The following is a 13872-nucleotide window of genomic DNA, read 5'->3' on the forward strand; positions in this document are numbered from 1 at the left end:
TATGATCAGATTAATTTCAAAAGAACACGGTGATACACCGTTTGTTGAAGCATATCGTACATTGCGCAGTAATCTACAGTACGTATGCAATCGTAAGCATGGAAAGCTTATTTGTATCACAGCGGCTACCAGTGGTGAAGGTACATCTGAGGTAGCGGCCAATGTAGCGTTATCATTGTCGAAAAATAACGATAAAGTACTGTTAGTGGACGGTAATTTGCGCAATCCCATTCAGCACGTCGCTTTTGATGTGCAGAATCAAGGACTTACAAATGCGGTTCTCATGGATGAAGATTTGACGATCCATCGCAATGTGGAACCTCATCTGGATATACTTGCCGCTGGGGATTCTGTTGAGCGACCGTCTGATGTAGTTGACTCCAGTAAGTTACCTACAATTTTGAATTATGTACGCGATGAATACGATGTTATTATTGTCGATACGCCGCCTGTATTAGCGGTAACCGATGCAGTGGTACTGGCAGAAAAATCCGATGGCGTTATTATTGTTGCCCGCAATGGCGGGGTAAGTCCCGATGATTTGAAAGAAGCTAAAAAACGACTTACTCAAGTAGGCGTTCCATTATTGGGCTCTATTGTAATAGACGCATAAGTTTTTTACATAATATAGAAAGCATTGAGGTGATTACTATGAAAATTAATTTTTCCCCTCCTGATATTACAGAGCTAGAGATAAATGAGGTTGTTGCAGCCCTACAAAGCGGATGGATTACAACCGGGCCTCGTACAAAAGAACTGGAAAAACGTATCGCCCATCAATTGGGTACGCCTAAAGCGGTGTGCTTGAATTCCGCTACGGCAGCTTTAGAGCTCATATTACATGTGCTGGGAATCGGACCCGGTGATGAAGTGATTACTACGGCGTATTCTTATACAGCCAGTGCCAGCCCTGTCATTCATGTGGGTGCAACCTTAGTGCTTGTCGATACACAGCCGAATTCTTATGAAATGGACTATGATGCTGTGGAGGCGGCCATTACATCTAAGACGAAGGCGATTATACCGGTTGATATAGCGGGTGTTCCATGTGACTATGAACGCATATTCCGTATTGTGGAAGGTAAAAAATCGCTATTTAAACCGGCCAATGATCTGCAACAGGCTTTGGGCCGCATTCCTGTGGTGGCGGATTGCGCACATTCATTCGGAGCGTCTTATAGGGGGACTCCTACAGGGAATGTGGCGGATTTCAGCAGTTTCTCCTTTCATGCGGTAAAAAATTTCACTACAGCGGAAGGAGGTTGTGCTACGTGGCGTCATATCGACGGTGTCGATGATGAACAGATGTACAAGCAATTTCAGCTCTTATCACTTCATGGTCAAGATAAAGATGCTCTGGCGAAAACAAAAGTTGGTGCTTGGGAATACGATATCAAGGGTACATATTACAAATGTAATATGACGGATATTATGGCCGCTATCGGACTTGCTCAACTTGAGCGATACCCGCAACTGTTGGCTAGACGTAAGGAAATTATCAAAACTTACGACAACGCCTTTAAAAATTTGCCTGTAACCGTATTGGATCACTACACAAAAGACCATAAAAGTAGCGGTCATCTCTATTTGGTACGCCTTGACGGTCGCGATAGTGAATATCGGAATAAATTTATAGAGGCTATGGCGGATGTGGGGATTGCAACGAATGTGCATTATAAGCCGATTCCGATGCATACGGCATATAAAAATTTAGGCTTTACCATTGATGATTATCCAAATGCGTATCATCAGTTCGCCAATGAAATTACATTGCCGCTTCATACGCGACTTACCGATGAGGAAGTGCAGTATATAATTGATAATTTCAAAAGGATTCTTGACGAATGTTAGTAAGACACTTTCACGACCTGCCTGCTGAACTTCAGTGCGAGGCGGTGCGTCCCTACTTTGACATACTGAATAAGAAGCGCGGCAGTTTGCTCTGTAAAAGTATTTTTGATCGCATTGTTTCAGCTGTTATGCTCGTCTGTCTCAGTCCTGTATTTTTAGTTCTGAGTATTATGATTAAGTGTGGCAGCGAAGGGGAAGTATTTTTTCGTCAAACGCGCGTGACTCAATATGGACGCACCTTTGGAATCTATAAGTTCCGTACGATGGTGAAAAATGCGGAGTCTTTAGGGGCTCAAGTGACATCTAAAAGCGATATGCGCGTCACCAAGGTAGGTCATATGCTTCGCAAATGTCGGCTTGATGAATTGCCGCAGCTGATCAATATTTTTTTAGGGGATATGAGCTTTGTCGGTACGCGTCCGGAAGTACCTCGCTATGTGGATGCTTATACGGATGAAATGAAAGCTACATTATTATTGCCGGCAGGTGTAACCAGTGTGGCCAGTATCGCCTATAAGGATGAAGATCAGCTTTTACAAGATGCGCACAATGTGGATCAGGTTTACATTGAACAGGTATTGCCGGGGAAGATGGCGTGGAATCTGAAAAGTATTAAAGAATTCTCCTTTTGGAGTGACATAAAAACGATGATAGATACGGTTGTTGCCGTATTGCGATGAAAGAGGTCCCTATGAGTACATCTATGACAAAGGAAATACAAGAGAAAGAACTTGCAATGTTGCTGTACTTTAAAGAGTTTTGTGAGGCACATAATTTGCGATTCTATCTCTGTGGCGGTGGTCTCATCGGGGCTATCAGACATGAAGGTTTCATTCCTTGGGATGATGATTTAGATATTTTTATGCCTCGGCCGGATTATGAAAAATTAGCGATATTATGGCCAAAATATGCTGATACGGAGCGTTTCACTTACTGCAGGACAGACCGCAATCATATTTATCATGATGCAGGGGCCTCCATACGGGATAATAACACGACGTTTATTAATCGTCATAGCATGAACGAGGATATATGTCATGGATTGGCCTTAGAAATTATGCCCATTGACGGATGTGCACCGGGTAAAATCAGCCGAATGTTGCAGTTGATGTGGGCCATGATGTTCGCGCTGTTCAATGCGCAACGGTTACCAGATAATAAAGGTCCCGTATATCGCGCTTTGGCGGGGGGAATTTATAAGATTATCTCCGGACCTTCTGTGCGGTATCACATCTGGCGATTTGCAGAGAAGAAGATGAGTCAATACGATTTTAACACCAGTGCTGAATGTACCGAACTGATCGGCAGTTTGAAAGGGATGAAATTACGTCATCCTCAAGAAGATTTCAGTTCTGTTGTATATAAAAACTTCGAAGGGCATCAAATTCCGGTCATGAAAGGCTATGAACGATATTTGCGCCTTATCTGGGGGGATTATATGCAATTGCCTCCGGAGGAACAACGCGTGGCAAAACATGATGCGGTTTTTGCAGATTTGCATACGGGCTATAAAGCCTATAAAGGTATTCATTATGCGAAGGATTCTTCACAGACATAAGGAGGGCCTATGAAACGAATTGCAGTAATTTTTGCGGGCGGCGTAGGTGCTCGAATGAAGAACAGTAAGACACCGAAGCAGTTCTTACAATGGAACGGTAAGCCTATTTTGATACAGACTCTGGAAGTCTTTGAACGCACCGAGTCTATAGACGCTATTGTATTGGCCTGTAAAGAAGAATGGATCGATCATACGAAACGGTTAATCGGGGATGCAAAAATTTCAAAGGTGGTTTCCGTCGTAGCAGGCGGCGCTACAGCATTGGAATCGCAATTTAACGGATTACTCGAAACAAAACGTTTATATCCCGACGAAGATATGGTGACGGTACTCATCCATGACGGCGTGCGTCCGCTTGTTGATAGCATGACTATTGAGCGGAATATTGAGTCCGTTGAGAAAAACGGGTCGGCAATTACGGTAACTCCGGCTATTGAGACTGTAATGGTTACTCAAGGTAAGGCTATTCATCGTATTTTAAACCGTGATGAATGCTTGATGGCTAAAGCACCACAAAGTTTTCGCCTGGACGATATATTGCATGTTCACGAACAGGCGAAGCGGGACGGCATACATGATTTTATAGATTCCGCCTCGATGATGATGCATTATGGATATGAACTGTATCCGGTGATGGGAACATCAGAAAATATAAAGATTACAACCCCTTCGGATTACTATATGTTCACGGGGATTATAAAAAATCGCGAATTGGGAGGCATTCAAGATGAATAATTCCGTTATACAACGTGAGTTAACCTCCTTAGTTCAAGCGAAATCACTCTTTGTTCCGTTTCGTAATCAACGCATTCTTGTTACGGGCGCGACGGGCCTTATAGGCTCCATGTTTATCAAGTTGTTGCTGATTGCCGATGAGGTGCACAAGCTTGATTTGCATATCATAGGTCATGTGCGCAGCAAGGATAAAGCAAAGTCCATATTTGGAGATTTCCTCAATCGTGAAGGTATTGAGTTGATTGATACCTCTCTCGATGCAGTGGATGTATCCTGTGATTATATTCTGCATAGTGCGGCACCGACACAATCCAAATTCTTTGTGGAACATCCCGTAGAAACGATACATACATCCGTTTCGGGTACTGAGGCGATGTTGGAATTAGGACATCGCAATAAGGTCAAGAAATTAATTTATTTGTCGAGTATGGAACAATATGGTGTGCCGAATGAGTCAGGTCAAGTTATGACCGAGGATCAGTCAGGCTATTTGGATCATCTTAATGTGCGCAGTTCTTATTCTGAAAGCAAAAGACTTTGTGAGTGTTACTGCAAATCATATGCTGTAGAGTATAATGTGCCTGCTGTGATAGCGCGATTGGCTCAGACCTTCGGTCCCGGAGTGCCTGTTTCAGACAATCGTGTCTTCATGCAGTTTACAAAGAGCGCTATCGCCAATGAGGATATTGTGCTTCATACGAAAGGCGATACTATGTCAAACTATTGTTATATAACGGATGCATTGTCGGCGATTCTTGTGCTTATGCATAAGGGACAGGCCGGTGAGGCATATAATGTATGTAATGATGAAGAAACTAGATCCATCGCCAGCATTGCCAATTTGGTAGCTCACCATGTGAGCCAAGATCGAAGTCAGGTTATATTTGATATTCCGGACGATGTTAACGGGCTCGGTTATGCACCGACGGTTCATATGTTTTTAAGCTCAAAGAAATTGAAGTCTTTGGGATGGGAACCGAAAATATCGATGGAAGAAGCTTATATAAGATTAGCCGAATACATCAGAGAGGAATGTTCATGAAGAAAGAAATTATTATCGTTACCATCTCTCTGGGAAATGACGGGGCGGAACGAATTTTGACGGAGCTTTCTCGTCAATGGGTACAAGAGGGTCATCATATTACAGTCATTCAGACGAGTCCCAATCGATACGGTAACGAATACGCATTAGCGGAGGGCATCGAATCGATTCAGATTCATACGACCAGTTCTAATAAGGTGATTCGCTTTATGCAGGAGATAAAAGAGCTGATTAAAATCCTCAAAACGAGACCCGATGCGACATGCCTATCCTTTTTATCCGCATCCAGCTTTATTTTGGCTATCAGTTCCTGGTTTGTAAAAAATCGAATCGTTTTTTCCGAACGCAATAATCCTCGCAAGGTTCCTGTCGGTTGGCATCAGCAGGCATTGCGCAATTTTGCATTTCTTTTTGCGGATGCCGTAGTCTTTCAGACGGCGGATGCAAAATCTTATTTCCCGCAATCCGTTCAAAAAAGGGGCGTTATCATTCCGAATCCTATCAACGGAAAATTACCGCCTCCTATAGAGGGAGAACGGGAGAAAGTCATCGTTACCGCATGTCGTTTACATCCGCAGAAGAACTTACCTATGATGATCGATGCTTTCAGCATGTTAGCCGATGAATTTCCGGATTACAAACTGATTATTTACGGACAAGGCGTGCTGGAGGATGAATTACGGGCGCAGATTAAATCGCTTAACTTGGAAGATCGTATTCTGTTACCGGGTTTTGCCGATAATATTTTAGAGAAGGTAGCCCCCTGCGCTATGTATGTGTCGTCTTCCGACTTTGAAGGTATATCAAACTCCATGCTGGAGGCGCTCGGTATGGGTTTACCTTCCGTAGTGACGGATTGCCCGGTAGGCGGTGCGCGGATGGTTATCCATAACGGTGAAAACGGGCTGTTAGTACCTGTAAGGGATACGGAGGCTATGTATAAAGCGATGCGCAGTGTGTTATGTGATCCTGAGTTAGCAGCGCGATTATCGCGGGAGGCTATCAAGGTTCGCGATGAGTTCCCGTTATGGAAAATTGCAAAACGCTGGTTGGAAGTTTTATGAGTTGTAAGGAGGAGAACCATTGAAGTTAAATATAACGGCTCTTGCTGATCGCATGATATGGTTCATTACTCTACTGTTTTTGGTGTTGTCATTGACCATTTCCTTTGCCCTCGGTGATGCGGATTATGGTGCTTATGTATTGTTTGTATGTTTGTTTGGCCTCATATTGTTTTATCTGATTCGTGAGCGGGGGATTATCAAGTTCAGATTTACCTGGATGCACGCTTATATGCTGCTTTTTATCGGAGCCTGTTATCTCAGCGCTATTAATGCGATGGACCCGGCAGTGGCCATGAGTCGTAGCTTTGATATCGTAAAAATATTCTGTATGCTCATCGTTTTATATATGTGCTATCAGGATAAGCCGACGGTGGATTCCCTTTTGAAAATCGGCATGTGGACAGGCTATATAGTCTGCTTTTACACGGTATATTTCTATGGATTGGATTATTTCATTACGGTTTTGTCTTCCTCGGCACGTATCGCTAATGATGCGTTAAATGCTAATACGGTAGGACTTTTGGGGGCTAATGCCATTGTTATGACTATTTATTATATGATGTATGACAAGCCTCGTTGGTGGAATGTAATCGCTTTACCGACTCTGGGTATTTTGGCCGCTACGGGCAGCCGTAAGGCTCTTGTTTTTGTCGTGGTCGGTATTGTTCTGCTCTTTGTCTGTAAAAGTTTCCGCAGTTCCAATGCGTTACATTCTATTCTGAAACTGGTCGGTTCTTTGGCAGGATTAATTGTTATCGGCATAATGGTTCTACAATTACCGATGTTTGAAGAAGTGTTGACAAGAATGGAAGATATGGTGGCGGCATTTTCCGGAACAGGCGGGGATTCATCCACGATGATACGCATGTCTCTTGTAGATATCGGATGGGATTTGTTTTACCAATCTCCTATAACCGGTGTAGGTGTCAATAATCCGTCTGTATTTACATATTTTATCTTTGGCAGAGATAATTATTATTTGCACAATAACTATATTGAGCTTTTGGCGGGAACCGGCGTTATAGGTCTTGTCACGTATTATTCCATGTATGTGTATTTAGCTTATAACATGATTCGATATCATGACTTTCACAGCAATGAATATGTGATGGTTTTAATCCTCTTATTATCGCAGCTCGTGATGGATATGGGGATGGTATCTTATGAAAGTAAGAGTACCTATTTTTACATGATGTTATTTTTCTTGGAAGTACAGATTTTAAGGAAAGGACGGAAAAATGCAGCTAAGTAAATTGTGGAAACAGGGATTGTCCTTTCTGGGGGATATACATTATCGCACACGGGTATTAACGAAATTAGGTTATTACGATAAATTATCTGACAGTGATTTTCTGAAAACTGTATTTCCCAAGTATATGGACTATCCATTAGATCTTGAGAATCCGAAGAGTTTTAGTGAAAAGTTACAATGGCTTAAAATTCATAATCGTAAACCTATTCATACAAAGATGGTGGATAAATACGAAGCGAAATCTTTTATCACAGAAGCTGTAGGTGCGGATTATGTAATACCGACTATAGGTGTATGGGATTCGGTGGATGATATTGATTTTGATTCCTTACCGCCACAATTCGTTCTCAAATGTACTCATGATAGCGGGGGTCTTGTCATCTGTAAGGACCGTAAGACTTTTGATATAGAAGCGGCAAAAAAAACGTTGCAGAAATCATTGAGTCGTGATTACTACCGCATCGCCAGAGAATGGGCCTATCATGATGTGCCTCGGCGTATCATCGCAGAACCGTATATGGCGGAACTCGGAGAGAAGAACTTACTGGATTATAAAATGTTCGTATTTAACGGTCAGCCGAAGTTGACGATTGTCTGTTCGGATCGCTTTTCCAAAAACGGTACGAAGATGAATTTTTATGACCTGGATTGGAAACCTATGAAAGTCGGATTCCGTCTTCATGAGTTGGCGGTACCTGAATTTCCGCGGCCTCAGACGTTTGATGATATGTTGCGTGTGGCCCGCATATTAAGTAAGGACTGTCCGTTCATACGTATCGATTTTTATGAAATAAATGGTCATTTATATGTCGGGGAGTTAACGCTGTTCCCCGGTGCAGGATTTGAACCTTTTAGATCCATAGATATGGATTATGAGGTAGGAGGGTGGCTAGATCTTGAAACTGTACATCGGAGCTGATTTTGTACCTACGGATGTGAATAAAAGTTATTTTGAGTCTGGCGATATAGAATCGTTAGTAGGCAAAGAACTGTATGAGATGCTGCATGCATCTGATTTGAATATATTTAATCTGGAGGTTCCCTTAGCGGATGTGTTAACACCGATAGAGAAATTCGGTAATAATTTAGAGTCTCCATCGAAAACAATTCATGGATACGCACGATTACAGCCTTTATTTCTGACATTGGCAAACAACCATAGTTTGGATCAGGGGGTACAGGGGTTAAAGGCAACGACAAAGCTCTTGGAAGAACATAATATTCTTTATGGCGGTGTCGGCAATGATCAAGAGGAGGCGAAAAAGCCTTTTATCTTTGAGAAAGATGGCATTCGCGTAGGCTTTTATATGTGCTCGGAACGAGAGTTCACCATCGCATCCGCTCATAAGGCGGGGGCTAATCCGTTTGATGTGTTGGAAAGCTTTGACGATGTAGCTGAGCTAAAAGCGCAATGTGATTATGTCATCGTTCTCTATCATGGCGGTAAGGAGTTTTATCGATATCCGTCGCCTATGCTGCAGAAATATTGCCGTAAATTTGTCGATAAAGGGGCGAATCTTGTAGTGTGCCAACACAGTCACTGTATCGGCTCGCGTGAAAACTATAAGGATGGCAGTATCATTTACGGGCAAGGCAATTTTATCTTTGATTCCAATTTCTTCACGAATTATGGAGAGTTCATAAGAGAGTCATTACTTTTAGCCGTAGATGTTACAAAGGATCATTTTATAGTTAATGAAATCCCGATACAAAAGACTGACATAGGCATTCGTTTAGCGACATCAAGTGAGGCGAACGAAATATTGGCCGCCTATGAAGCGCGAAATGAGCAGATCAAGGATCCTCATTTTGTGTTGCAGGCGTATAAGGCGTTCGCCGATACTCATGTGAATCGGTATTTGCGGGAGTTTCTAGGGCGTTCCTTTGTTGTACGGGCTCTTAATGCGTTGTTTTTACGCAAGTTAGTGAATCTTATTTTGGGGAAAACCAGCTATCTGGCAATACAGAATTATTTGGAATGTGAAGCACATCATGAGCTGTTTTTACGCGGGATAAAGAATATAAATAAGAAGTAATGGATACAAAAATCGTAGTTGCCGCCAAATGGTCTATTATTACAGAGGTCTTGGCGAAGCTCATAACACCACTGACAAATATAATATTGGCTCATATGCTGGCGCCGACGGCGTTCGGTATATTGGCGACGATTATGATGGTCATATCCTTCGCGGAAATGTTGGCTGATGCGGGTTTTCAAAAGTTTTTGGTCCAACATGAGTTTGATTCTGAAGAGGATAAACAAAAGGCTACGGATGTGGCCTTTGTGGCCAATCTGGTCCTATCTCTTATATTATGGGGATGTATCATCGTCGGTCGTGATGAACTGGCTACATTGGTCGGTAATGAAGGCCTAGGTATACCTCTGGCCGTTATGGGATCCATGATTCCTTTGTCCGCTTTCAGTAGCGTACAGATGGCCTTGTACAGAAGGGATTTTAATTTCCGTTTTCTCTTAAAGATTCGGTTTATTACAATCATAACACCTATAGCCGTTTCTATTCCCATGGCGCTCATGGGATTCGATTACTGGTCACTGATCGGCGGCATGTTAGTCGCTCAATTACTGACGTTCATTGCATTATTTTACAGTCGAAAAAATCAGATACATCTGTTTTTTGACAGGCGTATTTTTATGGGGATGTTCAGCTACAGCGCATGGTCTTTGGCCGAAGCATTTTCCATATGGTTGACCGCTTGGGTAGATACGTTTATCATAGGACATTTTCTAAATGCATATTATTTAGGCATTTATAAAATGCCGATGGCCATCGTCACGACTGTGATGTCTATAGCGACATCGTCATTAGCACCCGTGCTGTTTGCGGCACTGAGTCGTGTACAACATGATGAAAAGGCCTTTTCTGAAACTTTTTTTACCTTTCAGCGATATATGGCGTTATTTTTAGTGCCTCTCGGTGTAGGGCTCTTTGTTTTTCAGGATTTTGTGGTGCAGATTCTCTTGGGCCCTCAATGGGGACTGGCGGGAATCGTACTCGGTTCATGGGCGCTCAGCTCAGCTATTATGACGGTAACGGCGAATCTTATTTCCGAGATATTCCGGTCTAAAGGTGTTCCGAATTTATCCTTTTTATGTCAAATTCTGCATCTTATAGTATTGGTACCCGTTATCTATATATGTATTCAATATGATTTCACCACCTTTGTATATGCTCGATCATTGGTTCGTTTGGAAATGATGGCGGCAGCGATGTTATTGTTGGCGGTATTTGTTCACATGAGCGCATGGCGCATCATATCAAATATTAAAATATATCTGCTCATATCGGTTGTAGTGGGAGCTTTAGCCTATGAAGCATTAACATTGAGTAATTCTTATGGATGGACCATCCTATGCATGTTGCTATGTGTCATATTGTATGTGGCAATTTTATATGCGATTCCATCGGAGCGAATGATCATCACCTCCGGATATCGTATGGTTCTCGGTAAGCTAAGGCGTTCATAATCAATAGAAAACATGAAAGGAGTATATATGCTTTCACAAAATGTAGAATTAAATAATACAGTTATCCTTGTAACGGGAGCAGCCGGATTCATAGGGGCCAATCTGGTTATGTCCTTGCTGAAAGAAGCGGAAGACACACACATTATCGGCATAGACTCTGTTAATGATTATTATGATGTAGCATTGAAGGATTACCGATTGGAACAAATTCAGAAATTGGCTAATCGTAAGGGTAATACGTGGATTTTTAAGAAGGGAAATATTGCGGATAAGGATTTTATCGATACTATTTTTAATACGTATCATCCCCGTATTGTAGTGAATCTGGCGGCTCAGGCCGGTGTGCGGTATTCTATTACAAATCCGGATGCGTATATAGAGTCGAACATTATAGGCTTTTATAATATTTTAGAAGCCTGTCGTCATTCGTATGACAATGATGGCAGCGGTGTTGAACACTTGGTATATGCATCGTCATCCTCCGTATACGGGGCGAATAAACGCATTCCCTATTCGACGGAACATAAGGTGGATAATCCGGTATCGCTCTATGCGGCGACAAAAAAATCAAATGAGCTGTTAGCGTATTCCTATGCAAAGCTGTACAATATTCCGAGCACTGGCCTTCGATTCTTTACTGTATATGGACCGGCGGGACGTCCTGATATGGCGTATTTCGGATTTACTAATACATTGCGTAGCGGAGGAACAATTAAGATATTTAATTACGGTAACTGCAAACGTGACTTTACCTATATCGATGATATCGTACAAGGTGTTCAGAAGGTAATCACTGTTGCCCCTGAACGGCGTAATGGTGCTGATGGATTGCCGGAACCTCCATATGCAATCTACAACATCGGCAACAGTCGTCCGGAAAATCTATTGGATTTTGTGCGGATTTTATCGGAAGAACTTGTGGCCGCCGGCGTTTTATCATCAAATTATGATTTCGAGGCACATAAGGAATTGGTTCCTATGCAACCCGGTGATGTACCTGTTACCTACGCTGATACGAGCGACCTGGAAAGGGATTTCGGATTTAAGCCGAATACATCACTACGGGATGGCTTGAGACAGTTTGCCACCTGGTATAAATCGTTTTATATGATGGAGGGCGAATAAATGAAAATTGCAATTGCCGGTACAGGTTATGTGGGCTTATCGAATGGTGTATTATTAGCTCAACATAATGAAGTGATAGCGCTGGATATCGTAGCGGAAAAGGTGGATATGCTGAATCGCGGTGAATCCCCAATCGTAGATACGGAACTGAATGAATATTTACAGCATAAGGATTTAAATTTTAAAGCGACTTTGGATCCTGTAGAAGCTTATAAAGATGCTGGTTATGTCATCATTTCCACCCCGACTAACTACGATCCGCAAAAAAATTTTTTTGATACGTCTTCTGTAGAACAAGTTATCGAAAATGTGTTAGAAATTAATCCGGATGCAGTGATGATTATCAAATCCACTGTTCCTGTAGGCTACACGATGCAGATGAGAGAGCGTTTTAACACCGATAAAATCATCTTTTCACCTGAGTTCTTACGAGAAGGAAAGGCACTCTATGATAATCTTCATCCGTCGAGAATCGTGGTAGGGGAAGATTCAGAACGGGCTCGTCGTTTTGGACAACTTCTTGCGGACGGAGCGATTAAGGAAAATGTGCCACAATTATATACGGATTCTACTGAGGCTGAGGCGATTAAGTTATTTGCCAATACGTATTTGGCACTTCGCGTGGCATACTTTAATGAACTTGATTCATACGCGGAGGTACGTGGGCTCAATACGAGTCAGATTATCAACGGCGTATGTCTGGATCCGCGTATCGGAGATTTTTATAACAATCCATCTTTCGGCTATGGCGGATATTGTTTGCCGAAGGATACAAAACAGCTGTTAGCTAATTATAATGATGTGCCGCAAAACCTGATTTCCGCTATTGTCGATGCTAATCGGACGCGTAAAGATCATATTGCGGATGTGATTATTGGTAAAGATCCGAAGATAGTGGGAATTTATCGGTTGACAATGAAGATGAATTCTGATAACTTCAGAGCATCCGCTATTCAAGGGGTAATGAAACGTATTAAGGCGAAAGGGATTGCCGTTGTCGTTTATGAACCTACGCTGGAAGCGGAGGAGTTCTTTCATTCACCTATCATTCGAAATCTTGAAGATTTTAAACGAGTTAGTGATGTCATCGTGGCCAATCGTTGGGATGCCGCTTTGGAGGATGTTGTGGATAAAGTATATACGAGAGACATTTTTGACCGTGATTAATACAAAGCTGTATGTACGGTAACATAGGAGAGATTGATGAAACGTTTCGGATTATATATCGTGCTTGGCTTAATCATATTTTTTATATGGGATAACTCTCTACAAAACGGAGGCACCTCTGATGGATTCAGTCTCGTTTTTGCGAAATGGCTACTGCCATTCGTTCATAAACTTGGATTTCATGCCAATATATGGAGCCTGAATCGGGTGGTGCGCAAGTTGGCCCATGTAACTGAGTTTGCCTTTCTTGGTGGGGTCTTATATATAATATTAAAACGATATATCACGTATGGTACCGTGCTGAAGACAGTCGGTATCGGTATTGCTGTCGCTGCATTAGATGAATTCTTACAGCGCTTTAGCCCCGGCCGCAGTTCTCAGGTGTCGGATGTACTCATCGATACGTTAGGGGTTATCATAGGGATTATCGTGGTGAAAGTAATCTCATATATAGGTCAATCTGAGTCCTCTGCAAAACATTATAAATAAAAATTTCCTCATGTTCCGGATTGAACATGGGGATTTTTATATGAGTAAATGATGAAAAAATAAATTTTTTGTTAAGTAAGTCTGATTGAGTTTATGTATTTT

The 13872-nt window shown here is 42.2% G+C and carries 14 protein-coding genes; all 14 read left to right on the top strand.

Annotated features, from left to right (window positions below; translation table 11 throughout):
- The first annotated feature begins 1 nt into the window (after position 1).
- Genes CKV62_RS03415 through CKV62_RS03480 form a run of 14 tightly spaced genes read left to right on the top strand, consistent with a single transcriptional unit; the run spans position 2 to position 13770 of the window.
- Positions 2-613 carry a CpsD/CapB family tyrosine-protein kinase gene (locus CKV62_RS03415; RefSeq protein ID WP_095065697.1) on the top strand — a complete coding sequence of 204 codons (612 nt, stop codon included), beginning with the start codon at positions 2-4 and terminating at the stop codon, positions 611-613.
- A 38-nt stretch (positions 614-651) separates the two neighbouring features.
- On the top strand, positions 652-1851 hold the full coding sequence (locus tag CKV62_RS03420) for a DegT/DnrJ/EryC1/StrS family aminotransferase (RefSeq protein ID WP_095065698.1): 1200 nt from the start codon (positions 652-654) through the stop codon (positions 1849-1851).
- Positions 1845-2531: a sugar transferase gene (locus tag CKV62_RS03425; protein ID WP_095065699.1), complete on the top strand. Its 687-nt coding sequence runs from the start codon at positions 1845-1847 to the stop codon at positions 2529-2531. Before CKV62_RS03420 ends, CKV62_RS03425 begins: the two co-directional genes overlap by 7 nt.
- 11 nt (positions 2532-2542) lie before the next feature.
- A complete protein-coding gene (locus CKV62_RS03430; protein ID WP_095065700.1) occupies positions 2543-3409 on the top strand; it encodes a LicD family protein in 867 nt (288 codons plus the stop codon).
- A gap of 9 nt (positions 3410-3418) precedes the next feature.
- The gene (locus CKV62_RS03435) at positions 3419-4144 is read left to right on the top strand and encodes an IspD/TarI family cytidylyltransferase (RefSeq protein ID WP_095065701.1); all 726 of its coding nucleotides are present in this window, start codon (positions 3419-3421) and stop codon (positions 4142-4144) included.
- Entirely contained in the window at positions 4137-5186 is a 1050-nt protein-coding gene (locus CKV62_RS03440; RefSeq protein ID WP_095065702.1) for an NAD-dependent epimerase/dehydratase family protein, read from the top strand. The genes CKV62_RS03435 and CKV62_RS03440 overlap by 8 nt, the downstream gene beginning before the upstream one ends.
- Entirely contained in the window at positions 5183-6250 is a 1068-nt protein-coding gene (locus tag CKV62_RS03445; protein ID WP_095065703.1) for a glycosyltransferase, read from the top strand. Before CKV62_RS03440 ends, CKV62_RS03445 begins: the two co-directional genes overlap by 4 nt.
- A gap of 19 nt (positions 6251-6269) precedes the next feature.
- Complete coding sequence (locus tag CKV62_RS03450) at positions 6270-7502, top strand: O-antigen ligase family protein (RefSeq protein ID WP_095065704.1); 1233 nt, start codon at positions 6270-6272, stop codon at positions 7500-7502.
- Positions 7489-8421 (top strand): ATP-grasp fold amidoligase family protein, encoded by a 933-nt coding sequence (locus CKV62_RS03455; RefSeq protein WP_095065705.1) that lies wholly within the window; start codon positions 7489-7491, stop codon positions 8419-8421. The genes CKV62_RS03450 and CKV62_RS03455 overlap by 14 nt, the downstream gene beginning before the upstream one ends.
- Positions 8399-9538 (top strand): CapA family protein, encoded by a 1140-nt coding sequence (locus tag CKV62_RS03460; protein WP_095065706.1) that lies wholly within the window; start codon positions 8399-8401, stop codon positions 9536-9538. The genes CKV62_RS03455 and CKV62_RS03460 overlap by 23 nt, the downstream gene beginning before the upstream one ends.
- Positions 9538-10989: a lipopolysaccharide biosynthesis protein gene (locus tag CKV62_RS03465; RefSeq protein ID WP_095065707.1), complete on the top strand. Its 1452-nt coding sequence runs from the start codon at positions 9538-9540 to the stop codon at positions 10987-10989. The genes CKV62_RS03460 and CKV62_RS03465 overlap by 1 nt, the downstream gene beginning before the upstream one ends.
- 27 nt (positions 10990-11016) lie before the next feature.
- On the top strand, positions 11017-12114 hold the full coding sequence (locus tag CKV62_RS03470; protein WP_095065708.1) for an NAD-dependent epimerase/dehydratase family protein: 1098 nt from the start codon (positions 11017-11019) through the stop codon (positions 12112-12114).
- A complete protein-coding gene (locus tag CKV62_RS03475; RefSeq protein WP_095065709.1) occupies positions 12115-13281 on the top strand; it encodes a nucleotide sugar dehydrogenase in 1167 nt (388 codons plus the stop codon). It abuts the gene before it with no gap.
- A gap of 36 nt (positions 13282-13317) precedes the next feature.
- Positions 13318-13770: a VanZ family protein gene (locus CKV62_RS03480; protein WP_095065710.1), complete on the top strand. Its 453-nt coding sequence runs from the start codon at positions 13318-13320 to the stop codon at positions 13768-13770.
- Positions 13771-13872 lie beyond the last annotated feature (102 nt).

This window comes from Veillonella rodentium, assembly GCF_900187285.1.
Lineage (GTDB): Bacteria > Bacillota > Negativicutes > Veillonellales > Veillonellaceae > Veillonella > Veillonella rodentium.

Excerpts from the sequence above, each read along its gene's own strand:
- CKV62_RS03480 (WP_095065710.1), top strand. The coding sequence starts at position 13,318 with ATGAAACGTTTCGGATTATATATCGTGCTTGGCTTAATCATATTTTTT.
- CKV62_RS03415 (WP_095065697.1), top strand. The coding sequence starts at position 2 with ATGATCAGATTAATTTCAAAAGAACACGGTGATACACCGTTTGTTGAA.
- CKV62_RS03435 (WP_095065701.1), top strand. The coding sequence starts at position 3,419 with ATGAAACGAATTGCAGTAATTTTTGCGGGCGGCGTAGGTGCTCGAATG.
- CKV62_RS03430 (WP_095065700.1), top strand. The coding sequence starts at position 2,543 with ATGAGTACATCTATGACAAAGGAAATACAAGAGAAAGAACTTGCAATG.
- CKV62_RS03440 (WP_095065702.1), top strand. The coding sequence starts at position 4,137 with ATGAATAATTCCGTTATACAACGTGAGTTAACCTCCTTAGTTCAAGCG.
- CKV62_RS03470 (WP_095065708.1), top strand. The coding sequence starts at position 11,017 with ATGCTTTCACAAAATGTAGAATTAAATAATACAGTTATCCTTGTAACG.
- CKV62_RS03475 (WP_095065709.1), top strand. The coding sequence starts at position 12,115 with ATGAAAATTGCAATTGCCGGTACAGGTTATGTGGGCTTATCGAATGGT.
- CKV62_RS03420 (WP_095065698.1), top strand. The coding sequence starts at position 652 with ATGAAAATTAATTTTTCCCCTCCTGATATTACAGAGCTAGAGATAAAT.
- CKV62_RS03465 (WP_095065707.1), top strand. The coding sequence starts at position 9,538 with ATGGATACAAAAATCGTAGTTGCCGCCAAATGGTCTATTATTACAGAG.
- CKV62_RS03425 (WP_095065699.1), top strand. The coding sequence starts at position 1,845 with ATGTTAGTAAGACACTTTCACGACCTGCCTGCTGAACTTCAGTGCGAG.
- CKV62_RS03455 (WP_095065705.1), top strand. The coding sequence starts at position 7,489 with ATGCAGCTAAGTAAATTGTGGAAACAGGGATTGTCCTTTCTGGGGGAT.
- CKV62_RS03445 (WP_095065703.1), top strand. The coding sequence starts at position 5,183 with ATGAAGAAAGAAATTATTATCGTTACCATCTCTCTGGGAAATGACGGG.